This window comes from Citrobacter sp. CFNIH10 (assembly GCF_002934585.1).
GTDB classification, from domain to species: Bacteria; Pseudomonadota; Gammaproteobacteria; order Enterobacterales; family Enterobacteriaceae; genus Citrobacter_A; species Citrobacter_A amalonaticus.
This window is the reverse complement of the sequence record NZ_CP026216.1, coordinates 3759161-3785184: the sequence shown is the minus strand read 5'-3', so window position 1 is coordinate 3785184 and position 26024 is coordinate 3759161. Positions and strand designations below refer to the sequence as shown.

General features: G+C 53.5%; 23 protein-coding genes and 1 pseudogene. 6 read left to right on the top strand and 18 right to left on the bottom strand.

The genetic code is table 11. The features are described 5' to 3' along the window. Nucleotides 1-2: 2 nt before the first annotated feature. From C2U53_RS22095 to sad, 10 genes and pseudogenes are all read right to left on the bottom strand, one after another. Complete coding sequence (locus C2U53_RS22095) at nt 3-485, bottom strand: CaiF/GrlA family transcriptional regulator (protein ID WP_104446445.1); 483 nt, start codon at nt 483-485, stop codon at nt 3-5. A gap of 264 nt (nt 486-749) precedes the next feature. After that, nucleotides 750-3533 (bottom strand): autotransporter outer membrane beta-barrel domain-containing protein, encoded by a 2784-nt coding sequence (locus C2U53_RS22090; RefSeq protein WP_104446444.1) that lies wholly within the window; start codon nt 3531-3533, stop codon nt 750-752. Between the two features lie 223 nt (nt 3534-3756). Beyond that, entirely contained in the window at nt 3757-4671 is a 915-nt protein-coding gene (locus C2U53_RS22085; RefSeq protein ID WP_104446443.1) for a bestrophin family protein, read from the bottom strand. A 206-nt stretch (nt 4672-4877) separates the two neighbouring features. After that, entirely contained in the window at nt 4878-6329 is a 1452-nt protein-coding gene (locus C2U53_RS22080) for a tagaturonate reductase (RefSeq protein WP_054177032.1), read from the bottom strand. 106 nt (nt 6330-6435) lie between these two features. Next, a pseudogene (locus tag C2U53_RS22075) lies at nt 6436-6962 on the bottom strand (N-acetyltransferase family protein). Nucleotides 6963-7036: 74 nt separating this feature from the next. After that, nucleotides 7037-8473: a diguanylate cyclase gene (locus tag C2U53_RS22070; RefSeq protein ID WP_044258890.1), complete on the bottom strand. Its 1437-nt coding sequence runs from the start codon at nt 8471-8473 to the stop codon at nt 7037-7039. A 183-nt stretch (nt 8474-8656) separates the two neighbouring features. Then, complete coding sequence (locus tag C2U53_RS22065; RefSeq protein ID WP_043000716.1) at nt 8657-9016, bottom strand: DUF4186 domain-containing protein; 360 nt, start codon at nt 9014-9016, stop codon at nt 8657-8659. Continuing rightward, nucleotides 9016-9942 carry a glutaminase B gene (gene glsB, locus C2U53_RS22060; RefSeq protein ID WP_090050099.1) on the bottom strand — a complete coding sequence of 309 codons (927 nt, stop codon included), beginning with the start codon at nt 9940-9942 and terminating at the stop codon, nt 9016-9018. The genes C2U53_RS22065 and glsB overlap by 1 nt, the downstream gene beginning before the upstream one ends. 63 nt (nt 9943-10005) lie before the next feature. Continuing rightward, complete coding sequence (locus C2U53_RS22055) at nt 10006-11595, bottom strand: methyl-accepting chemotaxis protein (protein ID WP_104446442.1); 1590 nt, start codon at nt 11593-11595, stop codon at nt 10006-10008. Between the two features lie 101 nt (nt 11596-11696). Next, nucleotides 11697-13085 (bottom strand): succinate-semialdehyde dehydrogenase, encoded by a 1389-nt coding sequence (gene sad / locus C2U53_RS22050; protein ID WP_104446441.1) that lies wholly within the window; start codon nt 13083-13085, stop codon nt 11697-11699. A gap of 99 nt (nt 13086-13184) precedes the next feature. Here sad and C2U53_RS22045 point away from each other — a divergent pair, with 99 nt between their 5' ends. Beyond that, on the top strand, nt 13185-14045 hold the full coding sequence (locus tag C2U53_RS22045) for a LysR family transcriptional regulator (RefSeq protein WP_044258879.1): 861 nt from the start codon (nt 13185-13187) through the stop codon (nt 14043-14045). 93 nt (nt 14046-14138) lie between these two features. Next, a complete protein-coding gene (locus tag C2U53_RS22040; protein WP_043000721.1) occupies nt 14139-15335 on the top strand; it encodes a sugar transporter in 1197 nt (398 codons plus the stop codon). A 34-nt stretch (nt 15336-15369) separates the two neighbouring features. Here C2U53_RS22040 and C2U53_RS22035 read toward each other — a convergent pair whose 3' ends face one another. Beyond that, entirely contained in the window at nt 15370-16032 is a 663-nt protein-coding gene (locus C2U53_RS22035) for a MarC family NAAT transporter (RefSeq protein WP_043000722.1), read from the bottom strand. A 259-nt stretch (nt 16033-16291) separates the two neighbouring features. Between C2U53_RS22035 and marR the strand changes: the two genes are divergently transcribed. The 3 genes from marR to marB are packed head-to-tail and all read left to right on the top strand — an operon-like array spanning nt 16292 to nt 17378. Beyond that, the gene (gene marR / locus C2U53_RS22030; RefSeq protein WP_043000723.1) at nt 16292-16726 is read left to right on the top strand and encodes a multiple antibiotic resistance transcriptional regulator MarR; all 435 of its coding nucleotides are present in this window, start codon (nt 16292-16294) and stop codon (nt 16724-16726) included. A gap of 19 nt (nt 16727-16745) precedes the next feature. Beyond that, entirely contained in the window at nt 16746-17126 is a 381-nt protein-coding gene (gene marA, locus C2U53_RS22025) for an MDR efflux pump AcrAB transcriptional activator MarA (RefSeq protein WP_139155862.1), read from the top strand. A 33-nt stretch (nt 17127-17159) separates the two neighbouring features. Continuing rightward, nucleotides 17160-17378, top strand: coding sequence for a multiple antibiotic resistance protein MarB (marB, locus tag C2U53_RS22020; protein ID WP_043000725.1), 219 nt, complete (start codon nt 17160-17162; stop codon nt 17376-17378). Between the two features lie 105 nt (nt 17379-17483). Here the strand turns inward: marB and C2U53_RS22015 are convergent, their stop codons facing one another. Next, on the bottom strand, nt 17484-17837 hold the full coding sequence (locus C2U53_RS22015; protein WP_044258874.1) for a nuclear transport factor 2 family protein: 354 nt from the start codon (nt 17835-17837) through the stop codon (nt 17484-17486). A 272-nt stretch (nt 17838-18109) separates the two neighbouring features. After that, nucleotides 18110-19012: an O-acetylserine/cysteine exporter gene (gene eamA / locus C2U53_RS22010; protein ID WP_043000727.1), complete on the bottom strand. Its 903-nt coding sequence runs from the start codon at nt 19010-19012 to the stop codon at nt 18110-18112. Between the two features lie 196 nt (nt 19013-19208). Here eamA and ydeE point away from each other — a divergent pair, with 196 nt between their 5' ends. Beyond that, nucleotides 19209-20396, top strand: a complete 1188-nt coding sequence (gene ydeE, locus C2U53_RS22005; RefSeq protein ID WP_104446440.1) for an efflux MFS transporter YdeE — start codon at nt 19209-19211, stop codon at nt 20394-20396. A 35-nt stretch (nt 20397-20431) separates the two neighbouring features. Here ydeE and urtE read toward each other — a convergent pair whose 3' ends face one another. The 5 genes from urtE to urtA form a co-directional block, all read right to left on the bottom strand. Next, a complete protein-coding gene (urtE, locus tag C2U53_RS22000; protein ID WP_043000729.1) occupies nt 20432-21130 on the bottom strand; it encodes an urea ABC transporter ATP-binding subunit UrtE in 699 nt (232 codons plus the stop codon). Nucleotides 21131-21139: 9 nt separating this feature from the next. Beyond that, nucleotides 21140-21937, bottom strand: coding sequence for an urea ABC transporter ATP-binding protein UrtD (urtD, locus tag C2U53_RS21995; RefSeq protein ID WP_044268069.1), 798 nt, complete (start codon nt 21935-21937; stop codon nt 21140-21142). Beyond that, nucleotides 21937-23010, bottom strand: a complete 1074-nt coding sequence (urtC, locus tag C2U53_RS21990) for an urea ABC transporter permease subunit UrtC (protein WP_099434135.1) — start codon at nt 23008-23010, stop codon at nt 21937-21939. The genes urtD and urtC overlap by 1 nt, the downstream gene beginning before the upstream one ends. Next, entirely contained in the window at nt 23010-24584 is a 1575-nt protein-coding gene (gene urtB / locus C2U53_RS21985; RefSeq protein WP_104446439.1) for an urea ABC transporter permease subunit UrtB, read from the bottom strand. Before urtB ends, urtC begins: the two co-directional genes overlap by 1 nt. A gap of 167 nt (nt 24585-24751) precedes the next feature. After that, a complete protein-coding gene (gene urtA / locus C2U53_RS21980) occupies nt 24752-26023 on the bottom strand; it encodes an urea ABC transporter substrate-binding protein (protein WP_043000733.1) in 1272 nt (423 codons plus the stop codon). Nucleotide 26024 lies beyond the last annotated feature (1 nt).

Below are 26024 nucleotides of genomic sequence, written 5' to 3'. Positions count from 1 at the left end.
TCTCACTCTCTCAGCGGACAGGCTGCTTTCCAGGCGGCCAGCTTCGCTTCATTATTCCCGGTTGGTCGTGATAATAGCCAGTGTGAAAGCTGACGATCGTCCGTTGCGGTACTCTTCTTTACCTGACGAGTTGCAGGTGCCGCTTTGGCAGGCGGTGCCGTTAAGTTCCCCGCCGTCGCCGGTGAATGTATTTTGACTAATAGCTGACAATGCCCGCCCCGTACTGCCGTTTTGCGAACGCTGAATTCGATGTCGTGTTTATCGTAGCGGTGACAAAGATAATGCAGTATCCCGCTGGCCCGGCGCAGGTCAATATGAAATGCCTGGCTTACTTCATTGCGTGAAAATTCTTTATTGCGCAGAAATCCCCACCAGGCAACGGCTCTGAACAGCGGCATTTCCCCTAAATGCCGGATTTCCTCGGGCATGTGAAAACGGTGCTCCGCGCGTCTTTTCGTGGTGGAGGACGATGAATTAATAAGCATCGCGTTCCCTTAATAACGATTGGCCTGAATATCAGGTGGATTAAAAGTGTCCAATACATTTATCACGCAAATAGAGTGGAATTATTTGATCTCAACGCGCCTGAGATAAATCGCTTTAATTACCTTGTAACGGAGGTTTCCTGCGTTATTCGTCAGGTAATAGAGTGATGCAGTCTATTAATTCACACTTTTCGTTAATAGTTCAGGGAGGTGTTGATGATAGAGACAACCCCGCACATCCTGCAGAATGCGCGGGGTTAAGCGTTAAAAGAGCAGCTTCAGACCAAGCACTGCCTGGGTATCGCTAAATCCCTCACTACCGATCTGCTGACCAATATTTCCCCACAAATGCAGGCGCGAATTTATTTTCGCCTCGACGCCCGTTCTAAGCTCTGCAATATTTTTCGCTCCATCGACTGAGCCACTGATCTCATTCATTGAGACCGTATCATTACGCGTATTATGCAGCCAGTTCAGCTCAACAAAAGGTTGAAAGAGTCGATCTTTACCTTCATCGCGAATAGGGTAACCCTGCATAAAGGCTTTTACCCCAAGACGACTTTGTAGATTACCCTTCCCTCTATCCCGCACCCATGTGCCGTTATCTTCACGGTGATCGTCAGCAGAGACGCCCATCCAGATAAGCTGCGCTTGCGGTTGCAACCAGTAACTCAGACGCGGTTGTTCAGCCAGTTTAATGGTATGTCCCATCTCAAGAGATGCGGTCATTCCTTTCGAACGATAGCGTTCTTCCGCCAGAGATTCTCCGCGTACCGTGTTTTCAAACCAGTTGTAGAGCACCCATGCGTCTATCCAGGTCCCCTGCTTCGCGGCATTATCGGCATACCAGGTCGCGTACAAGCCTGCGCTGTAACCTGAAACCGTGCTGTCCGCACGATAATGGGATAATGATGACCGGGTATTGCTCTGACTGTTGGCATAACCCGTCATGACACCAAGATGCCAGCGATCCTCCAGACCGGAACTCCACTGAGCCAGATCGCCACCAATCTGCACCACATAACGATTACTTTGGCTGCTTAGCTGGCCGGAACGGTCATGAAAACGAGTATGCCCGCCAACATTGCGTAACCACAGACTGGTGACACGCGTTTCCCCGGTGATCGGGTCGATATACTGCGTTTCACCTAACCGGTCGTGCAAACGGGTAACAAACAGGGTGTTAGCCGCCCTGCGGTTTGCCAGGTATGCCCCCATTTCCGGGCGCATCACCGCCGCGGATGAGCGCTCAACGCCTGAGGATGGCGTAGGCAAGGGAATCGGGTCATCCTCTTTCGGTTCAATAATCGGGTCATCTATAGGATCGATATCGTCGACGGGCGCCCAGGTATTGACCAGATACCAGTGGTTGGAATCCATGATCCCGTCGTCATTTTCACTTTCAACTCCGCGCAAAAGCGCGTAATCATACCCCCCGGCAACCAGACGGCTTTGGGCAACAAATTCACCCGCAGAATCCCCTGCAACCTGGACAACTCGCGCACCGTTCAGATCACCAACCGCGACATTGCCTAATTCCTTCAACACGACCCGGGTTGTTCCTGCGGTGTTTCCCAAGACATTAAGCTGGTTAACCACCGGTTTTTGTTGCACTTGATCCTGTGTGCTGTTCAGGCTCAGTAAGCCATTGTCACTGTTGTAATCGCCCCTGACCGTCAGAACACTACTTGACAGCGCCAGAGCATCGCGGTTGGCCAGCGGATCGCCAAAGCTCAGCCTCCCACCAAGCTGAAGTGACTGAATGGTCTGACTGTAGCCGTTCAGATCGAGTGTGGCGCCCTCCCCGACAGTAAAATCAGAATTCGGGCTAAAACCTGTGACACTTCCGGCGCTGAGCGTTCCGCGACTGATGTGAGTATTTCCGGTATAACGATTATCGCCGCTCAGTTGCGTCGTACCCGGTCCGCTATGGTTGACATTACCGTAGCCTTTTATCGCTGCATTAAGAGAATAATCTTCGCTGGTGTGGTTAAAGTTCAGTGTTGCAGTACTATTTTTCTGGTTTGTGTCACTCAGTATAATGAGCGGCGTCTCGATAGATCCTGCTTCTTGTGCAGTTTCACCGGGTTTGCCACCTATATTCAGTGTGGCGGTACTTCCTGTCCCTATGCCAAGCCAGATTCCCTCTCCTGTCTTAACTTTGCCGCCATTACTGATATTAAGTTCACCTTTGGCATCATTTGGCGTGGTTCCAAAGCCCCCTAAAATGAGTAATGTACCAACCTCTAAAAGAGAATTTTCGCCGTCGACATTCACGACGCCGTTTCCTTTAAGCGTTGAGTTTAACGTCTTTCCGACATAGCCAATATTCATATGTCTACTAACTGAAAGTTGACCACCGTTCAAAATATCCAGTCGGCCCTCTGCCTGATCGCCCACAACAGCCCAACCGGAACGGATCGACGAATTCTCACCTTCTACCGTGGTCAGTCCTTTTGCATCAGCATAAAATTCACCGATGCGCAGTTCGTTAATATTGGAGATCTGACTTCCCTCTTTAACGGTTAATGTTCCGTCGCCGTTATTTTTGCCGACAAACAGATTCTCGCCACTGAGATCCCATTGCGCACCTTCGGTTAACGTAACAATTCCGACAGCACCATTACCAATCGCGCTTGCAGAGGATTTAATGGTGCGTCCTCTTATTGTGAGTTCACCTTTTGTGCCCTGACCGACGGTCAGGGAGCCAAACTCACGCCAACCAGGCTCGTTATTCACTTCCGCAGATAAAATGACCTGGGCATTTTCGTTAATAAGAACACTACTGTTCGCCGTCGTGGGCGTCCAGGATGCTGTTAATGTCTTTGTCGCTTTGAGTTTTTTCTCAATACACTCTGCGGCCGTTTCACTTTCACAGCGTATTTCCTCTGCCAACAGACCTGTCGGGGCAAAAAGACCGGTGGTGGCAAGCAGCAGTCCTGGAATAACCGGCAACGGAGAGAGAGACTTTATTGATACCAGTGATGGCGTCGACGCCTTTGCATCGACACGCGGGGTGTCATTCATTCCTGATTGAATAGCGTTCATAGATAATCCTCCTGATCATCGTTTAACATCCTGATATGCACTGATGGCATGCCGATGTTTTAAGAACGCCTTACGACCCTTATCAAGAGTTATTTTTAATCGCGCAGAAAATATGCGGACATTATCTGAAATTCAATCATCGGTGATAAGTTAATCCTGAAAACCGATGTTAGCGCATTGACACACCCAGCCTGTCGTTCATTTACTGGAATGTTCCCTTCTTTTACGTCAACTGGTAGTGCTTATCCGGCATCAGTTTCGCTGGAATGGTCGATTCATCATTCATCTCCAGCAGGTCAATTTCGATGGCATTACAGATAGCATCCAGGGGCAAATCGTTATTCTCTGTTCCAAACGGATCCTCCAGTTCTTCTGCCAGTGCATCCAGAGAGATGAAGGTATAGGAGATGAGGACCGAAATAAAAGGCGTCATGTAATGCAGATCGACCACCAGGGCGAAAGGCAGCATGATGCAAAACAGATAAACGGTGCGATGGAGGATCAGCGTATAGGCAAACGGGACCGGCGTATTGGCGATTCTTTCGCAACCGGCAAGAACGGCGGACATGTCATTTAAGCGATTGTTTAAACTATGAAACAGGATATCCGAGAGTTGCCCGTCTCGACGACGTGTCGCCAGCCATTCACCCATTATCAGTAAAATGCGGTTTGCCGGAGAGTGAGAGGCAAATACACGTTGCAGATCTTTCGTGCAAAGATACTTCGCCAGCGGCTCAGCCTGTGGCTTACGCCGCAGCGTCATGCGCAGACAGTGAGCGAAGGCGATTTGCAGTCGGACAAACTGCCCTAACTCGCGGTCATCCGGTAAGACCGTTTTGACTTCCCGCAGCAGTGAACGAGAAGCGATCATCAATTGTCCCCAGAGTTGACGCGCCTCAACATAACGGGAATAACAGGCGTTATTACGAAAACCCAAAAAGATAGCGATTGCCACACCGAGGATGCTGAACGGTGCAAGGGTAAATTTGATACCCAGCATCGTATACCACGGCAGCAGGACGATCACGACAATAGACAGCAGAAAATTAAGCAGCAAGCGGGAAGAGATTTTTGCCAGTACAGAGCCGTGCCAGACGAATATCAGGCGTAACCAGTGCTGTTGCGGACGAACGATCATGACGGTTTTCTGGAAAGAAACGAATCCTGCTATTAAACGTGATCTGGATCAAACATTCAAGCATGTCCAACGTGACGTTGTCACCTGCCTTATGCTAAGAGACCTGTTCATGCACAAGGCTAACAGAGGGGAATAGTTATTATATACATTGTATGTTGTAACTATAGTGCTTGTATAAGAAACCCGGCCTTAGCCGGGTCACTGCTTTAGCAAAGCGGTTTCACCGCTTCTCGCATTCCTTTTGACAGAATGGCATCGAGATCGGCAGCCACCTGCTCAACCAGCCCCGCCACTTTCGTCAGGTCTTGCTCCCAGTGTTCTTCTACCGCCAGCACGTCACTCACCAGTTGCTGAGTCGTCATCTGGCGATCGCCATGCTGGCTCCAGAGTTGCTGAAAACGGGTGATCCAGTGCGCATCGTCCTGAACCGGGTAAGCTTCCCCATTACGCTCACCGCGATAGAACGCAATCAGGGCGGCTAACGCGAAGGTCAGACGAGCCGGGAGTTGGCCGTTCGCCTTCTGCCCTGCCAACAACTGGGGAAGAATGCGGGTGCGGAATTTAGTCATCCCGTTCAACGCAATCGACAGCAACTGGTGCTTAATATAGGGGTTACGGAAACGTCCGGTAACCGCACTGGCAAATGACTCCAGTTCATCACGCGGCAGATCGAGAACCGGGATGATCTCCTCATAAATCGCTTTTTCCACAAAGGCGCAGATTTCGGTGTCATTCATCGCCTCGCCGACCGTATCCAGTCCTGCCTGGAATGCCACCGGTACCAGCGCCGTGTGCGCACCGTTAAGGATGGCCACTTTACGCTCTTTGTACGGCTTAATATCCTCAACAATCAGAACGTTAAGCGGATATTTATCGAGACGCAGTTCTGCTGCCAGTGATTTCGGTCCCTGGATCACAAACAGATAAAAGTGTTCGGCTGTATCGAGGAAACCATCGTGATAGCCCAGTTCGCTCTCCAGTTGCGCCGCTTCATCGCGCGGATAACCCGTGACAATACGGTCCACCAGCGTGGAACAGAAGACGTTTGCCTGATCCAGCCAGGTGATAAATGCCGCTGGCAGTGACCACTCCTGCGCATAGCGCAGCACCAGCTCACGTAAGGCATCACCATTATAATCAATCAGTTCGCAAGGGATGATGATCCAGCCTTTATCCGACGCGCCGTTGAAATGGCTGTAGCGTTCAAACAGCAGACGCGTCAGCTTCGCCGGATAACTTACCGCTGGCGCATCATCAAATTTATCACCTGCGTGATAACTGATACCTGCTTCCGTGGTGTTAGAGAACACAAAACGCATCTCAGGATTGTGCGCCAGTTTCAGGAACGCATCGTAATCACCGTAAACGCTGATTTCACGATTCACCGAACGAATCAGACGAGCATCGCTGACGGCTTCTCCCTGTTCATTCAGACCGCGAATGATTGTCGTGTAAAGACCATCCTGGGTACTGAGTGAAGGTGGGAATGTACTTTCAATAGGTCGAACAATGACCACACCAGAATTCAGATCGGTATGTTCATTCAGCAGATCAACTTGCCAGTCAATAAAGGCGCGAAGGAAGTTACCTTCACCAAACTGAATGATGCGTTCAGGATAGTGAGCACCGGGAAAATCGCGACGGTTAAGTGTTTTCACAATGGGTTCCCTTTCGATTAGTCATACAACCTGATTAAATTGGTAGAACAGGTTAGCAAAACTTTACGACAGTAAAACCCTGTTTTGATCAATTCATGACAACTATTTATAGAGATTTATAGAAAAGCGTGGTGCCGGTCAGCTTTCCATCTGGCATCAGCGCATAATCAGGGATCTCACCGGCTTTGCGCCAGCCGCAAGAGTGGTAGAACAACTCAGCATCGCTTCCTGTAGCGGTATCCAGCACCAGCTGCGTTTTTTGCTGCTGTATTGCGCACGTTTCCAGCGCCGTCATTAACTGACGAGCAAATCCCTGACGACGTGCGCTGGAGTGAACTAAAAGTTTCGCCACGTCCGCGCGATGAGGTTGATTTTCCGGCTGCTGGAGAATGAGTTGCACGGTACCGACAATCACGCCTGAGGGGTTGTCGACCGCAAGAACGACGCGATCCCTCTGCCCGCGCTTTGCGCGACGTCATGCCAGAATGCACGTGCTTTTGAACAGGTAAACGGTAATACAAAACTGACTGATGCGCCGCGCGTCACACAGTCGGTCAGGACGTCACAGAGCTCATCAATTCTCGCCTCGATAGCTCCCGCATCCAACACATAACAGGATTTTGCCAGGGTCATGTTGCCTCCGTAATAGAGACAACACCATGCACTTAACATTGTGATAACACAACGGGGAGTTCCATAGGATATTGTTATGCCAGATCGCTTCCAGCAAAGACGGTCTTATCCGTCCGGCGATCGCTGGTCCGATTACGCCCTTCGTTCTTCGAGCGGTACAAACACTCGTCCGCTTCAACCATCAAGGTGTTGAAAACGTCCGTCAGCAAATGGGTGCCGATACTGCCATTCCCAAGGCCAATGCTGACTGTCAGATAGATATTCTGCTGGTTCCAGGTGAAGGGTTGCTGTGCGACCGCCGTACGAATATTTTCCGCCAGCAGCATTCCCTCATCAGGGTGCACTGAGGGAACCACCACGACAAATTCTTCCCCTCCCATACGCGCCACCAGCCCCCGGTCACCGATAATCTCGCGAATACGTTGTGCAAACACGCGGAGTACTACATCGCCGCATTCATGACCGAAGTTGTCATTAATGCTCTTGAAATAGTCGATATCCAACAGCATGACGGTGATATGCTGCGAGCGCGGATACTCCTGACGCTTCAGCGCTTCATAAAGTCCGGAACGAGAATAAACGTGGGTAAGAAAATCGAAATCGGCGCGCAGGGAAACCTGCTTCATCAGGGAATTAATCGCCGCCACGCTGACTGAAACCATAATGGGGCAAATTGCCATCGTGGCAATTCCCAGTCGGGCAGAGAACATCTGCGGCGTAGACAATGGTGACGCCACCGCGATATTGATTATCGAATTTGCCACCAGCACAATTTCAACGGCGCCGGTAAGAAAAGTCAGCAGACAAGTGACCTGCGGGGTATAGCGCACCGCACACCAGATCAGCGCCGGCAGCGGAAAGGCCAGGCTTCCGGCGCCGCCAATAATGACCGATGCCAGCACCGAGATAATTAACGCCGCCACCGGCATCAGTTGTTCGGGTTTAAAGCGTTTTACCGCGCCAGGAATACCCAGCGTCAGCATACAGGGCACAATCAGCACCCCGGTTGAGAATTGTTCGCTGAACCAGTCAGCCACCAGTGGCCAGAATGACAGTCGGTCTATACCCACAGATCCCATCGCGCCAATTATGGCGCAGAGCAGTGCCGCAATCAGACAGTAATTAAATAAGCGTAACGCACTGATAGGCTCATATTTATTTTTCCCCAGTCGCTTATCGCGGATCACCAGTTGGGCGACAACCACGATAAACACCATGTTGGAGAGATTAATAATCAGCGATACCCATCCCCACTCGGTGGTGATCGCATCATAACCCAGCATGGCGACGTAGCTAACAGCATAATAATGCAGCTTGTTTAACCAGACATAACGGGCAAAAATCCCGGCGATCACGCCGTTGAGCGGCCAGAACAGCGAGAGTTCATGCACCAGGCGCAGCTCGGCGCCAATAAAGTAGAACAGTGTGGTTAAAGCAAAAATAACGCTGGCGTTACGCAGTGAATGGCCTTCCTGAAACAGCCGGAAAGACGGAATGTGGAGTACGTGCATTAAATATCTATCCATATAATTGCCGTCGGCAATTATCTCTGCGTAATGGTTATAATATTTAAGAGAATAGCATGAATTATTCTCAAAGGTAGTCGTACTCCAGCTGCGTTAACATTCTTATTTGTTAAATCCGCCAGCAATAAACCATGCTTATTTTATGGGATTAACGTAACCATTTAATTATTACGGTGTATTCATTTGAAGCACTAACCAGTGATGGATAACAGCGACCACATACTGCTGTTGCTCATCGCTCAACGGCTGTCCCTGGGCGATATTATGCCATTTAGCAAGACAGCCGCGACAGCAGGTCGCCGTGGCATGTTGGGCGATAAATACCGGATGACCGCGCATCGGCGTTTGTTTGCCGTCATTGACCGGTGCGGCTGGCGCAAGTCGCTTCGCCACAAAATCCGCAGCATGTTGATCGATAACCTCTGCCCCTTTATCCCAGCAATACTGTCTCTCTTTCGTGCCCAGACGAAAACGGGAGCGAAACGGCGAGCGCGACAGACGGGCAAAAAGCGGATCAAACGTGTTCATCAGTAAACTGAACGTCCTAAGCGTTGAGTCAGTTGTTCCAGCGCAGCGATACCCGCGAGCGAATTCCCGGTCGGATCCAGTTCAGGACTCCACACGGCGATCGCCATCTCATGCGGCACTATCGCCACAATTCCCCCGCCTACACCTGATTTCGCGGGCAAGCCAACGCGCCACGCAAATTCCCCGGCGTTCTGATACATTCCGCTGGTCGCCATCAGCGCATTGATCTGTCGTGCCTGCATCGGCGTCACCACGGGCTCATCAAGATGAAACGCTTTCCCCTGGTTCGCCAGAAAGACAAACGTCTTCGCCAGTTCCACACAGCTCATTTTCAGCGCACAGTAATGAAAATAGTTTTGCAGGACCGTCGTCACGTCATGATGAAAATTACCGAAGGATTTCATCAGCCAGGCAATGGCGGCATTACGGGCGGAGTGTTCGAACTCTGAACGGGCCACCACCGCATCATAAGCGATATTCGGCACACCGCTCAGCGCACGAACCACTTCCAGCATACGCTGACGCGGTGCACTGAGTCGCCCCTGTAACATGTCACAGACAACCAGCGCCCCGGCATTAATAAACGGATTACGCGGAATGCCGTACTCCATTTCTAACTGCACCAGCGAATTAAACGGCGAACCGGACGGATCTTTCCCCACCCGTTGCCAGATCTCATCCTCTGAATAGTGACGCATTGCCACCACCAGACTGAGTACCTTTGAAATTGACTGAATAGAAAAGCGTTCAGTCGCATCCCCGGCCTGCCAGAGCTGACCTTCCACGGTGCAAATCGCAATACCCAGTCGGGACCCGTCAACCGAGGCCAGCGCGGGAATATAGTCCGCAACCTTGCCCTGACCTATCAGCGGGCGAACCTCCGCCAGAATGGCCTCTAAAATTGAATTGTCCAGAGTGATTGCCACACCACGCTCCTTGCCTGCCGGTCTGAAAAGGGCTGCGAGTATAACAGAGCGGAATACCCCACGTCAGGCCGGAAGTCGGAATCTCGCCACGGCGTGAATCAACTGGCGCGATTCATTATGCAACTGCTGCGAGGAAGCCGATGCCGTATCCACCAGTTCGCGGGTATCACGCGCGACCAGGTTCAGCGCTTGCAGCTGACGCGTCATTTGATGGATTCGGGCTCCCTGATGCAGCGTCGCGGCGGAGATATCATTCAGCGAGGCGCCCAGATTTTCCACCAGCGCGATCACCTGCTGTAAGTTCTCTTCCAGATGCGTCACTGCGCTTGACCCTTCTTCTATTCCTTGCAGAGAGTGATAGATCAGCGCCTGAATATCCTGCGTGGACTGACTGCTCTTGCGCGCCAGCAATCCCACTTCTCTTGCCACCACCGCAAAGCCGCGTCCCTGCTCACCGGCATGGGCGGCTTCGATAGCCGCGTTCAGCGCCAGAATATTAGTCTGGAAGGCGACGTTATCAATCAGCGCAATAATCCCGCGCATTTCCGCCGAGCGCGTCACAATCGCCTGCATTGAACGATTCACGGTATCCATCATTCGGTCACCGCCTGCCGCAATGGCGCGCGCTTCTTCCGCACGCTGATTCGCCAGTTGGGCATATCCGCTGTTATCTTCAACGTGCGTTTCCAGCACAGAAATATGCGAGGTGACGTTATGCAGTTCTTCACTCTGTTTCGCCGACTGCTGATACAAGCGCGTATTGTTCTGCGCCAGCCTTTCGATATTGTCAGCCATCGCCGTCGTTGCCTCACTGACCTGCTGGACCAGCTCACGTAGCCCCTGCTGCATCGCACCAATTCTTACGTGGAGCTGCGACACTTCCCGGTTAGACCCAGGTACGGCAGGAAGCGGCTGTGAGAGATCGCCTGCCGCCAGAATATCAATATGTGCGATCAGCCGACGCAGCGGAGAAATCACCCAGCGCGACATCCCCCACCAGACCGCGATCGCAATGGCCAGCAGCATTATCGGCAGGAGTAAGAACAGATGCTGAAGATTGAGTAGACGATCCAGCAGTTGTTGTCGTCCACTCTCCCGCTCCTGGGCAGTGACTTTTTGCACTCTGGCATAGTTATCATTGAAGTCAGCCTGAAACGCCTGAATGGGCACCGCAAAGAACGCGTCAATCGACTGCGTCTTACTTAGCCCTGTCACCTGTTCCTGGATACCGCCGCTAAAACGCTGATAGCTGTCGACCAGCCCGTCGTCCGCCTGCGGGTTCATTTCGCGCCATGCCTTCCACGCGGTTGTCGACTGAGTTAACGCCTGCCGGGCTTCGTCAATCAACGGCTGCCAGCTGCCTTCAGAACCCGTGGCGGCATCCTGCATAAAGTAAACACCCGCCCGATTGAGCAGATCGCTGGCGGTCAGAAGCGCAATCCGTGCCTCTTCAACTTTTGTCTGTTGACGCAACGCCTGTTGGTTACGCTGCTCGTTTTCCCGGGCCTGACTGACAGAAAACGACAGCATCAGTGACGACGTCATTTGCAGCACGGAAAACAGCGCAATGATGCAAAAAATCCCGGTTAACAGGCCAAACTGCTGCGGTAGAAAACGGCGCGCAACGCGACGTAAAATTTGAGTTAAGTTCATAATATTCTTCAGTATCAACACGTTAAGCGCGAGTCTACGAAGCGTAAATGACAAAACTATGGCAGAAATGTGACAAGGCGCCCCGCAGAGAGCCGGAAAGATTAGCGTCGGTTCTTCCAGACGGTCTGCACATTACAGAATTCACGCAGACCAAAGTGCGAGAGTTCGCGACCAAAGCCGCTCTTCTTCACGCCGCCAAACGCCACCCGGGCATCGCTGGCGCTAAAGCCGTTGATAAAGACACCGCCACATTCCAGACGTGCGGCTATCTCCAGTGCCCGGGCTTCATCGGCGGTAAAAAGGGTCGCCGACAGACCAAAGTCACTGTCGTTTGCGAGTTCCAGCGCATGCTCAGCACTCTTCGCTATGGCGATCGCCGCAACCGGCCCGAACAGTTCTTCGCGAAACGCCGTCATCTCAGGGGTTACGTTGGTCAGCACCGTGGCCGGATAAAAGTTACCGGCTCCGGAAGGCATCTCACCGCCAAGTCGTAACTCAGCGCCTTCGGCAATCGTCGCCTGCACCTGCTGATGCAACTCGTCACGCAGATCGGCACGCGCCATCGGTCCGAGTTCGCTCTCCTCCGCCAGCGGATCGCCCTGCTTCAGCGCGGCGGCAGCCGCCACAAAGCGCGCGATAAAGCACTCTGCGATCCCCTCTTCGAGAATAAAGCGTTTCGCCGCCGCACAAACCTGCCCACTATTTTGGTAGCGTCCGGCCACCGCCGCCTGCACTGCCAGATCCAGATCGGCATCGTTAAGCACAATAAACGGATCGGAACCTCCCAGTTCCAGCACACATTTTTTCAACGCGGCTCCGGCCTGAGCGCCAATGGCTGCCCCTGCACGCACGCTACCGGTCACCGTCACGGCCGCAATCCGCGCATCGTTTATCAATGTGCTGACGCCCTGATTATCCGCATTCAGCCAGCCGTAGACGCCGACGGGTATCGCTGCATCAGCAAAAACCTGGCGGATGATTTGCGCGCAGCCAATGACGTTCGGCGCAGGCTTAAGCAGATAGCCATTACCGGCCAGCAAAATCGGCACCGCTCCGCGCAGCACCTGCCACAGCGGAAAGTTCCACGGCATGACCGCCAGAATGGTACCTAACGGACGATACTCAATGACCGCCTGTTGGTTTTCCACCTGCGTGGGTTCAGCGTCCAGCATCGCCGGGCCGTGTTCTGCATACCAGTCACACAGTGCCGCCGATTTTGCCACTTCTGCACGCGCCTGTTTAATCGGTTTGCCCATCTCACGGGTAATGCACTGCGCCATCTCTTCGCCACGCACGCGTAAGGCCTGGCCGATGTCTCGTAATTTCTGCGCCCGATACGCCACCGTAGTCTGTTTCCAGTCACGAAATCCCACGGCCGCAAGCTGTAGCGCCTGTTCAATGTCCTGGGCCGTAGACCACGGCAATGCTGAAAGGCGTTCGCCATTGTACGGGTTGGTGGAAATGGCGTGGGTTGCCGGTGAAATCGTCATACAGTCTCTCCATCGTTCTTGATGCGATCATCATGGACGCATTTACTCTTTCCGAAAAATGAATAATATTAACCAAACTATTCACGATGAGAGAACATTATGGATCTGACCCAACTGGAGATGTTTAACGCGGTTGCCGAAACGGGCAGCATCACCCAGGCAGCGGCGAAGGTGCACCGTGTCCCCTCCAATCTCACCACCCGCATTCGCCAACTGGAGGCCGATCTCGGCGTCGATCTGTTTATTCGCGAGAATCAGCGCCTGCGCCTTTCCCCCGCCGGGCACAACTTTCTGCGCTACAGTCAGCAGATCCTCGCGCTGGTTGACGAGGCGCGAATGGTTGTCGCGGGTGATGAACCTCAGGGGCTGTTCTCACTGGGCGCGCTGGAAAGCACCGCCGCGGTACGCATACCGGCTACGCTTGCTCGCTACAATCAGCGCTACCCCAAAATCCAGTTCTCCCTGGCGACCGGGCCTTCTGGCAACATGCTGGACGGCGTGCTTCAGGGTCATCTCAATGCCGCCTTTGTGGACGGACCGATTACCCACCCCGGTCTTGAAGGGATGCCGGTGTATCAGGAAGAGATGATGGTGGTTACGCCGCACGGTCACCCGCCAGTGACACGCGCCAGCGAGGTCAACGGCAGTCACATTTACGCCTTTCGCGCCAATTGTTCCTATCGCCGCCATTTCGAAAGCTGGTTTCATGCCGATCGGGCAATGCCTGGCACGATCCACGAAATGGAGTCCTATCACGGCATGCTTGCCTGTGTGATTGCCGGTGCCGGTATCGCGTTAATCCCCCGTTCGATGCTGGAAAGTATGCCCGGACATCAGCAGGTTGAGGCCTGGCCGCTGTCCGGTAACTGGCGCTGGCTGACGACCTGGCTGGTCTGGCGGCGCGGGGCGAAGATGCGCCAACTGGAGGCGTTCATTGAGCTGCTGACGGAACAATGCTGAAAACGAGATCTGAATCACAAAACGGTTGTCTTTTCATCAGCAAACGTTTTAAGATCGCATCCTCTCCTTTTCGCAACGAACCGATGCACTCTTATGACAACTCAAACGGTTTCCCGCAAAGTCGCGTGGTTACGGGTCGTTACGCTGGCTATTGCTGCGTTTATTTTCAATACCACAGAATTTGTCCCCGTGGGTCTGCTTTCCGACATCGCACAGAGTTTTAGTATGCAGACCGCACAGGTCGGGATCATGCTGACGATCTACGCCTGGGTAGTCGCGCTGTTGTCCCTGCCGTTCATGTTGCTGACCAGTCAGGTTGAGCGGCGTAAGCTGCTGATATGCTTGTTTGTGCTGTTTATTGCCAGCCATGTGCTCTCGTTCCTGGCGTGGAACTTCACCGTGCTGGTGATTAGCCGCATCGGGATTGCCTTTGCGCACGCGATCTTCTGGTCGATTACCGCTTCACTGGCGATCCGCCTTGCTCCCGCGGGCAAACGCGCTCAGGCATTAAGTTTACTCGCCACCGGAACGGCGCTGGCGATGGTGCTGGGCTTACCGCTTGGTCGTATTGTTGGTCAGTATTTTGGCTGGCGAACCACCTTCTTCGCCATCGGGATGGGGGCATTCATCACCCTGATTTGCCTGATCAAGCTGCTGCCGAAATTACCAAGTGAACATTCCGGCTCGCTGAAAAGTCTGCCACTGCTGTTCCGCCGTCCGGCGCTGATGTGCCTCTATCTGTTGACGGTGGTGGTGGTGACGGCGCACTACACCGCGTACAGCTATATCGAACCGTTTGTGCAGACTGTTGCCGGGTTGAGCGCGAATTTCGCCACCGTACTGTTACTGGTGCTGGGCGGTGCAGGCATTATCGGCAGCATCATCTTTGGCAAGCTCGGCAATCACCATGCCTCGGCGCTCATCAGCATCGCCATCGCGCTGCTGCTGCTCTGCCTGGTATTGCTGTTACCTGCCGCTGACAGTGAATCTCATCTGGCTGTTCTGAGCGTTTTCTGGGGGATTGCCATCATGGTGATTGGCCTCGGGATGCAGGTGAAGGTGCTGGCGCTGGCTCCGGATGCCACGGATGTAGCGATGGCGCTGTTTTCCGGCATTTTCAATATTGGTATTGGCGCGGGCGCGCTGGTGGGAAATCAGGTGAGTCTGCACTGGTCGATGTCAACCATTGGCTACGTGGGGGCCGTTCCGGCACTTGCCGCGCTGATCTGGTCGGTGATTATCTTCCGTAAATGGCCGGTCTCATTAGAAGAACAACCACAGCATTCCTGACAGACAGCCCGGTCATCGCGACCGGGCTTTTTGATCAGTAGGTTTTAATAATTTCCAGCACGCCGTTAATAATAAACTGCACGCCCATACAGACCAGCAGAAAGCCCATCAGCCGGGAAATGGCTTCAATACCGCCCTTGCCCACCAGACGCATAATCGCCCCGGAACTGCGTAAGCATCCCCACAGGATCACCCCCACCAGGGCAAAGATGAGCGGCGGCGCGACGGTAATCACCCAGTCAGGAAAATCCGTGCCGTGACGCACCGTTGAGGCGGAGCTGATAATCATCGCAATGGTCCCCGGCCCCGCCGTGCTTGGCATTGCCAGCGGCACAAACGCGATATTGGCGGTCGGCTCATCTTCCAGCTCTTCCGACTTGCTCCGCGCCTCCGGCGATTCATGCGCTTTTTGCTGCGGAAACAGCATGCGGAAACCGATGAACGCCACAATTAACCCCCCGGCGATACGCAGGCCCGGAATGGAGATACCGAAAGTATTCATCACCAGTTGGCCCGCATAGTAGGCCACCATCATGATGGCAAACACGTAAACCGATGCCATTAACGACTGGTGATTCCGTTCTGCGCTGTTCATGTTCCCGGCAAGGCCGAGAAACAGCGCGACGGTCGTCAACGGATTCGCCAGAGGGAGAATCACTACCAGCCCCAGCCCTATTGCTTTAAACAAATCCATCATATTGGCCGTCATTCCTGTTTCACCCATGTATTAGCGGCAAGTATAAGTGGAAAACCATGAAGTTAGCCATTCTGGTGCTGTAAGCATTCGTTAGCGACCTGAGAGATAACCGCTAATTATCATTAACTAAATAAAATGTGACATAGCGCGTGTCTTTTCGCTTTTAGCAAAACGTGTGATCGGTAAATCCATTCGTTTGACTTATAGTTGCCTGGGCAATATTATCTGCCGTAACTAAATACTTGCCAGGGCAACCATTGTGAAAAGCACCAGTGACTTATTCAATGAAATCATTCCACTGGGGCGCTTGATCCACATGGTCAATCAGAAGAAAGATCGTCTGTTGAACGACTATCTCTCGCCGCTGGATATCACGGCAGCACAGTTTAAGGTGCTCTGCTCTATCCGCTGTGCGGGCTGCATTACCCCGGTTGAACTGAAAAAAGTGTTGTCTGTCGATCTCGGCGCCTTAACGCGCATGCTCGAGCGTCTGGTCTGCAAAGGCTGGATTGACAGACTGCCTAACCCACATGACAAACGCGGTGTGCTGGTGAAACTCACCGAACACGGCGCGGCAATTTGTGAGCAATGTCATCAATTAGTAGGACAAGACCTGCACCAGGAATTAACAAAAAACTTAACGGCGGACGAAGTGGCAACACTTGAGCATTTGCTTAAGAAAGTACTGCCGTAAAACAAGAAGAGGTATGACGATGTCCAGACGCAATACTGACGCTATCACCATTCATAGCATTTTGGACTGGATCGAAGATAACCTGGAATCGCCGCTCTCACTGGAAAAAGTGTCTGAGCGTTCAGGTTACTCCAAATGGCACCTGCAGCGGATGTTCAAAAAAGAGACCGGCCATTCATTAGGCCAGTACATCCGCAGCCGTAAAATGACCGAAATAGCGCAGAAATTAAAAGAGAGTAACGAGCCGATTTTATATCTGGCAGAACGTTACGGTTTCGAGTCGCAGCAGACGCTGACCCGGACATTCAAAAACTATTTCGACGTTCCGCCGCATAAATACCGTATTACCAATATGCGCGGCGAATCGCGGTATTTGCTACCACTGAACCATTGTAACTAACCATCGCCTGTAAACGACGTAATCGAGGAAATCATGAAACTGTTGTCTTCTGCAATGCTGGCCCTGCTGCTTGTTGTCTCAGGTCAGAGCGTTGCGGAGCAATCCGCGCAGCCCACCACGACAAACAGTCGTGACACGATGATTGTCCCCACTTCGCAGGAACAGTCGCCGTTTGATTTTAATCACATGGGCGCGGGAAGTGACAAGTCCGACGAACTGGGCGTGCCCTATTACAACCGGCACAGCCTGTGATTCGTTTTCGCCCTGCTGAAAAGCGGGGCTTTTTTTATCCCCCTGATCTTTATATTCTTAAAATTTCCCGCAGCGCCGTTTTCGCTCTTCTTTTACGTATTCATTTTATTCAATAGGCAAATTATGCTGCTTCAAGAAAGTTAGCTTATCCCAGTAGCCTCTTTGAAATAAAATTTTATTATTTACTATTTGGAAAAAACCGCAACCTCTCAGACCTAATGGGTCACGCCACTCTAAAATTGCCCATTGTCCATCTTCGAAAATGTTTTCAACGATACAAACCATATCCGTGTAAGAAAAATCTTGCTCAAACATTTTCTTTATCGCCTCTTTACCAATAACTGGCTCATTGGCAACCTGATGGTTTATTGCATTCTCATCATATAATTCTGAAATAGTTTCTATATCAGCATTATTAAATGCGTCAACCCATTGGCAAAGTATCTCTTTTGGCGTCATATAATTTACCTCCAACCTGTGAAATTCCCTCGTCGTAACATATCATCAAAAAATTATCAAGTTCAACATTTATTTAAAATATAGCCATTACTTAAAAATAGAGCAGCCTGTACATGGCTGCTCTATTAAAATATCTGTTACTATTTTTAAATTCACTTCTAAGTATTAAATGACAATTGATGATTGTGATAATATTAACGTCAGTTTTTACCTGCCAGGCCTGATCAGCGTAGCGACATCAGGCAATCCCTGCGCTATTCGCTTTTTCCGACCTACGATCCCCTCACCTGCGCCGTTCTGCGCCAGCGAAAACCAAACACGTTGATGTACAGACCGGCCATGATCAGCACCGCGCCAAACAGCTGTAATGCGCTCAGCGTTTCGTCGAGCAGCAGCGCCGCGCTGGCCAGTCCCACCACCGGCACCAGCAGGGAGAGCGGCGCAACACGCCAGGTTTCATAACGCCCGAGCAGCGTCCCCCAGATCCCGTAGCCGACTATCGTGGCAACAAAGGCCAGATAGACCAGCGATAAGATCGTGGTCAGATCGATGGCAATCAGGCTTTCAACGATTTGCGTCGCGCCGTCGAGCAACAGCGACGCTGCAAAGAACGGCAGTATCGGAATCAGTGCGCTCCAGACCACCAGCGACATTACCGGCGGGCGCGAGGCATGCCCCATTATTTTTTTATTGAAGATATTGCCGCAGGCCCAGCTAAATGCCGCCGCCAGCGTCAGCATAAAGCCGAGCATCCCGACATGCTGTCCGTTGAGGCTGCCTTCAATCAGCACCAGCACACCAAAAATTGCGAGCGCAATTCCGGCAATTTGTTTGCCCTGCAAACGTTCGCCAAAGGCAAATGCGCCCAGCACGATGGTGAAAAAGGCCTGAGCCTGCAATACCAGCGACGCCAGTCCAGCTGGCATGCCAAACTTGATCGCGCAAAACAGAAAGGCAAACTGACCGAAGCTGATTGTCAGGCCGTAACCGAGCAGCAGCGACAGCGGAATACGCGGACGCGCAACAAAAAATATCGCCGGAAACGCCACCAGCAAAAAGCGCAACCCCGCCAGCATCAGCGGTGGCATTGCATGCAGCCCCACCTTAATGACAACAAAGTTCAGCCCCCAAACCACCACCACCAGTAATGCCAACAGCCCGTCTTTGCGCGTCATACCACCGCTCCGCGAAGTTTAAATTTTTGTAAACAAGTTAAAGTAACGGAAATGAGTAGCCCGCAACAGATCATTAATTCTGGTAGGGATAGCAGTGCACAATAGAACAATTTATCCGCTATACATCACACTTTTGCCGTGTTATTTCTTTACATATCTAAAACAAATATAACGAAACGCACTGTCGGGCAGAGAAATGAACAAAACGCTGAGACGATCCACCCTTGCTTTACTCGCCTCCTCACTGTTACTGACGATCGGTCGTGGCGCAACGCTGCCCTTCATGACCATTTATCTGAGTCGCCAGTACGACCTGAGCGTGGATCTGATCGGCTATGCCATGACCATTGCGTTGACCATCGGCGTGGTCTTTAGCCTTGGCTTTGGCATTCTGGCGGACAAATTCGACAAGAAGCGCTACATGCTTCTGGCGATTTCCGCCTTTGCCTTTGGCTTTATCGCCATTCCGTTGGTTGATAGCGTGATGCTGGTGGTGCTGCTTTTTGCCCTGATCAACTGCGCTTATTCGGTGTTTGCCACCGTGCTGAAAGCCTGGTTTGCCGACCATCTTTCGCCCGGCGCGAAGGCAAAAATCTTTTCGCTCAACTATACGGTACTGAATATCGGCTGGACCGTTGGCCCGCCGCTCGGCACGCTGCTGGTGATGCAGAGCATCAACTTACCCTTCTGGCTCGCCGCCTTCTGCTCCGCCTTTCCGCTGGTGTTTATCCAGTTTCTGGTCAAGCGTTCTGCCGCCGCCGTTAATAGCGAAAACAGCGTCGCCTGGTCGCCTGCGGTACTGCTGCATGATAAAGCACTGTTCTGGTTTACGCTGTCGGCGTTTCTGGCCTCGTTTGTTTCCGGTGCGTTTGCGTCCTGTCTCTCTCAGTACGTGATGGTCGTCGCCGATGGCAATTTCGCTGAGAAAGTCGTGGCGGTGGTGTTGCCCGTCAACGCCGCGGTGGTCGTCAGCTTGCAGTATGCCGTGGGGCGCAGACTGACGCCGGCTAACATTCGTCCGCTGATGGGCTTTGGCACCGTCTGTTTTGTCATTGGTCTCGGCGGATTCATGATCTCCGGCAACAGCCTGCTACTCTGGGGCGTATCCGCCGCGATCTTTACGCTTGGCGAAGTGATCTACGCACCAGGTGAATACATGTTGATCGATAACATCGCCCCACCGGGTATGAAGGCCAGTTATTTCTCCGCGCAGTCGCTGGGTTGGTTGGGTGCAGCGTTTAACCCGTTGGCCAGCGGCGTCATTCTGACCTCTTTCCCCGCCTGGACGCTGTTTATCGTCCTGATAGTGGCGATTATTGTCGCGTGGGCGCTGATGCTTAAAGGCATGCGGGTCAGACCCTGGGGCCAACCGGCGTTGTGTTGAGCTGATGTCGTGCAGGTCCAAGGCCTGCACGTCTGTCAGATAGCCACTAAACCGCGTACCCCTTCCGATTCCATATTTTCGCCGCGTCCGCGTTGAATAATGCTACCGCGCGACATCAGCAAATAGTTATCCGCCAGTTCCGCTGCAAAGTCGTAGAACTGCTCAACCAGCAGAATCGCCATATCGCCACGCCGGGCGAGCTGAGCGATCACCTGTCCTATCTCTTTGATCACCGACGGCTGAATCCCCTCCGTCGGTTCATCGAGGATCAATAACTGCGGACGACTCGCCAGCGCGCGGCCAATCGCCAGTTGCTGCTGTTGACCACCGGAGAGATCGCCGCCGCGCCGCTGTTTCATCTCTTTCAGTACCGGGAATAGTGTGTAGATCTCTTCCGGAACCGCTTTCGCTTCGCGTGACGAAAAGCGCGACAGCCCCAGCAACAGGTTTTCTTCCACCGTCAGTCGCGGGAAAATTTCGCGGCCCTGCGGCACATACGCGATGCCCGCCTGTACCCGCTGATGCGGCTTGCGATGGGTGATGTTCTTTTCCTGCCAGGTCACCGTTCCGCTACGCGCCGGTATCAGCCCCATCAGACATTTCAGCAAGGTAGTTTTACCGACGCCGTTGCGACCCAGCAGGCAGGTCACTTCACCAGGGCTGGCGTCAAAGGTGACGCCGCGCAGAATATGGCTGCCACCATAATATTGATTCAGTTCATTTACCTGTAGCATCTGTACTCCTTAGCGCCCAAGATAGACGTCAATCACCTGCTCGTTGGCCTGCACCTCACGCAGACTGCCTTCCGCCAGTACGCTTCCCTGATGGAGCACCGTGACGTGGTCGGCGATGGTTTCTACAAAGCCCATATCATGCTCCACTACCATCAGCGAATGTTTGCCCGCCAGCGTACGAAACAGTTCTGCAGTATATTCCGTCTCAGCATCGGTCATGCCAGCGGCGGGTTCATCCAGCAATAGCAGGTGCGGCTCCTGCACCAACAGCATACCGATCTCGAGAAACTGCTTCTGTCCGTGTGACAACATTCCGGCGCGACGCCCTCTTTCGGTCCGCAGGCGCAGCAAGCCAAGCATCTCATCGATGCGGTCGCGCTGTTCGCTGTTTAACTTTGCGCGCAGTGACGCCCACACCGATTTATCGTTTTTCATCGCCAGCTCAAGGTTTTCTGCCACCGTCAGCGCTTCGAACACCGTCGGCTTTTGAAACTTACGGCCAATACCCTGACGGGCAATGGCGATCGGATCCAACGCGGTCAGATCGGTTGACTGGTCATACAGCGCCTTTCCGCTTTGCGGACGCGTCTTCCCGGTAATCACATCCATCAGCGTGGTTTTCCCCGCGCCGTTAGGACCAATGACGCAACGCAGTTCGCCAACGCCAATATTCAGCGTGAGATTGGTTAATGCCTGAAAACCGTCAAAGCTGACGTTGATGTTTTCCAGTTGCAGCACCGGGTCCGTCTGCTGGCGATAGCGATCGCCGGGAACCTGGCGGGTAAAAAGGCCTTCATCCGGCTGCATTATTTGTCTCCTTTACGAAACAGGCCAATCACGCCACGGGGTAAAAACAGCGTGACGCCGATGAAGATCAGCCCCAGAAACAGCTGCCAGTATTCCGGCATGATGACGGTAAAGAGGCTTTTGGCACCGTTTACCATCACCGCACCAATGACCGGGCCGATCAGCGAGCCACGCCCGCCGAGCGCCACCCAGATGGCGGCTTCGATAGAGTTAGTGGGCGACATTTCGCTGGGGTTAATGATCCCGACCTGCGGCACATACAGTGCGCCTGCCAACCCGCACAACACGGCAGAGAGCGTCCAGACCAGCAATTTGAAACCTTTCGGGTCATAGCCGCAAAACATCAGCCGGTTTTCCGCGTCGCGCACGGCGGTGAGGATCCGGCCAAACTTACTGCGCGCCAGCGCAAACCCCAGCCACAATGCCAGTACCAGCAACCCTAGCGTCGCCAGAAACAGTCCGATACGGGTGGTGGTGGCAGTGACCGACAGCCCCAGAAGCGTGGTAAAACCGGTAAACCCGTTGTTGCCGCCAAAACCGGTCTCATTACGAAAGAACAGCAACATACCGGCGAAGGTCAGCGCCTGCGTCATGATCGAAAAGTAGACGCCTTTAATCTTCGAGCGGAAAGCGAAGTAGCCAAAGATCAGCGCCAGTCCGCCGGGCACCAGTACCACCAGCGCCATTGCCCACGCAAAATGCTGGGTTCCCCACCAGAACCACGGCAACTCGCTCCAGGAGAGAAAGGACATAAACGCGGGCAGCCCTTCACCGGAGGCCTGGCGCATCAGATACATCCCCATTGCGTAACCGCCAAGCGCAAAGAAAAGCCCGTGTCCCAGCGACAGCATCCCGGCATACCCCCAGACCAGATCCAGTGCGACCGCCACCACCGCATAGCAGAGAATTTTCCCGGCAAGCGTCAACGTCCACACGGAAATCGCCAGCGGATGATCGGCGGGCAGCAAGGCAAGAAACGGCAGCACCATCAGCGCCAGCAGGATAATCCCCGCCAGCACCCGACTGATACGCGGCGCTTTACGCGCCAGTGTTAAGGCCATTGGCATGGTCATTATTCGGTGACTCTCCCTTTCAGAGCAAACAGTCCCTGGGGTCGCTTCTGGATAAACAGAATGATCAACACCAGAATGACAATCTTCCCGAGTACCGCACCCATCTGCGGTTCGAGGATTTTGTTGAATACGCCGAGACCGAACGCCGCCGCCACGCTACCGGCAAGTTGGCCGACGCCGCCCAGCACCACCACCAGAAAGGAGTCGATGATATAGCCCTGGCCCAGTTCCGGACCAACGTTACCCAATTGCGACAGGGCGACGCCGCCAAGTCCGGCAATACCTGAACCCAGACCAAAGGCCAGCATATCCACACGCCCCGTCGGAACACCGCAGCAGGCCGCCATACTGCGGTTCTGGGTCACGGCGCGTACCCGCATGCCCAGCCGCGTTTTATTCAGCAGCAGCCAGGTGAAGAACAGCACCAGAAGCGCGAACCCCAGCACCACAATGCGATTCCACGGTAGCACCAGACTGGCGTAAACCTGTACGCCACCCGACAGCCACGCCGGATTCGCCACCTCCAGGTTTTGTGCCCCGAAGGTCATCCGCACAAGCTGGATCAGCATCAGACTGATACCCCACGTCGCCAGCAGCGTTTCCAGTGGACGTCCGTAAAGATGGCGGATCACCCCGCGTTCCAGAATCATTCCCGCGCCTGCGGTAAACATAAAGGCAACCGGCAAGGCAACCAGCGGATAAAAGGCCAGCCACTGCGGGACAAACTGCGCCATCGCCTGTTGCACCATCCACGTACAGTAAGCCCCGAGCATCAGCATTTCGCCGTGCGCCATGTTGATCACTCCCAACAGGCCGTAGGTGATCGCCAACCCGAGCGCCGCCAGCAGCAGCACCGATCCAAGCGACAGCCCCATAAACGCCTGTCCAAGCAGATCGCCAATCGCCATTCGCTGTTGGATACGCGCCAGGCTGTCACTGGCCACCGCGCGCACGCTGGCATCCGGTTCATGCGCTTTGTCAGTAAACGGTTGCAGGCGTGCCTGCATTTCCGGATCGCTGGAGTCGCCCAACAGCATGATCGCCTGACGGCGAATCTCCGCCGATGGACTGGCCAGTTGCAGGTTAGCCAGAACGCGGGTCAGGCGTGATTTCACCTCCGCATCAGTTTCCTGTGCCAGGCGCTGTTGGATAAAAGGCAGCATGGACGGCTGTGCGTCGCGCTGTAGCGTACGGGTAGCCGCCAGCCTTTGTGTGACACTGTCACTAACAAGTTGATGCGTCGCCAGCGCGCCGGCAACAAGAATGCGCAGTCGGTTGGTCAGGCGTAGGGGTTTTAACGTTCCCGTTGGGCTACTGGCCGTTCCCAGAGGCACAACCTGCGTTCCCTCGCGGGTGAAAGCCTGTTTTGTGCTGTCGGTGAGCAGCGCCTCCCGGCTCAGCGACGTCAGCAGCGGCAAACGCTGAGGGTCAGGTGTTGCCGCCCACTGTTCGAGCAGTTGCGCCTGGACGGTACGGCTGGCGGCGACAAACGCGTCGGCATCGCTGGCCTGAACGAACCCTGGCAGAAGCCCGAACGCCAGCAACAAACCGCGAATAAAGCCCATGGCTTTCATGTCAAGATCTCCAGAAGTCACCCTCTGCGGGAGGGATAAGCACGTTGACAAACCTTGCGACGCTTTCGCCTTATCCGGCCTACATCTGCTTAACCCTGCTCGGTGTAGGCCCGATAAGCTTGCGCCATCGGGCATGTCGCCGTCTGCCCCCGCCGAAGCGGTTGATTTTAGTTGCTGGCGGTTTTCACTGGTTGTTCTGATTTCTTGTCATTACCGGCAATGAACGGGCTCCACGGCTGGGCGCGAACCGGTTCTTCAGTCTGCCAGACGACGTTGAACTGACCGTTGCCTTCAATCTCGCCAATCATCACCGGTTTATGCAGATGGTGGTTGGTGGCATCCATCGTCAGCGTAAAGCCCGACGGTGCCGGGAAGGACTGTCCGGCCATTGCCGCCCGGACTTTATCGACATCTGTCGTCCCGGCTTTTTCGACGGCCTGCGCCCACATATGCAGACCCACGTACGTGGCTTCCATCGGATCGTTTGTCACCACGGTGTCAGCATTTGGCAGCTTATGGGCTTTGGCGTACGCACGATAATCGGCAACAAATTTCTGGTTGGTGGCGTTATCGACCGATTCGAAGTAGTTCCAGGCGGCAAGGTTGCCAACCAGCGGTTTGGTATCAATCCCGCGCAGTTCTTCTTCACCCACCGAGAACGCGACCACCGGAACATCGGTGGCTTTCAGGCCCTGGTTTGCCAGCTCTTTATAAAACGGGACGTTGGAATCGCCGTTGATGGTTGAAACGACAGCCGTTTTGCCACCTGCGGAGAATTTTTTGATATTGGCGACAATGGTCTGGTAATCACTGTGACCAAACGGGGTGTAGACCTCTTCGATGTCTTTATCCGCAACCCCTTTCGAATGCAGGAACGCACGCAGGATCTTGTTGGTGGTGCGCGGATAAACATAGTCGGTGCCCAGCAGGAAGAAGCGTTTGGCGCTCCCACCATCCTCACTCAGCAGGTATTCAACCGCCGGGATCGCCTGCTGGTTGGGTGCCGCGCCAGTGTAGAAGACGTTCGGCGACATCTCTTCCCCTTCGTACTGTACAGGGTAGAACAGCAGGCCGTTCAGCTCCTCAAAAACCGGCAATACTGACTTACGCGACACGGAGGTCCAGCAGCCAAACACTACCGCCACCTTATCCTGGCTCAACAGCTGTCGGGCTTTCTCGGCGAACAGCGGCCAGTTCGAAGCCGGATCAACCACCACCGGTTCCAGCTTTTTGCCTAATACGCCCCCTTTGGCGTTGATCTCATCAATCGTCATCAGGGCCACATCTTTCAGCGGTGTTTCGGAGATCGCCATCGTGCCGGACAGTGAGTGCATAATGCCCACTTTAATGGTATCGGCGGCCTGAACGCTAAAACTGAGTCCCATCGCAGCCACCGAGGCCGAGAGGGCAAACGCTTTGAGTAAGGTACGACGCTGCATA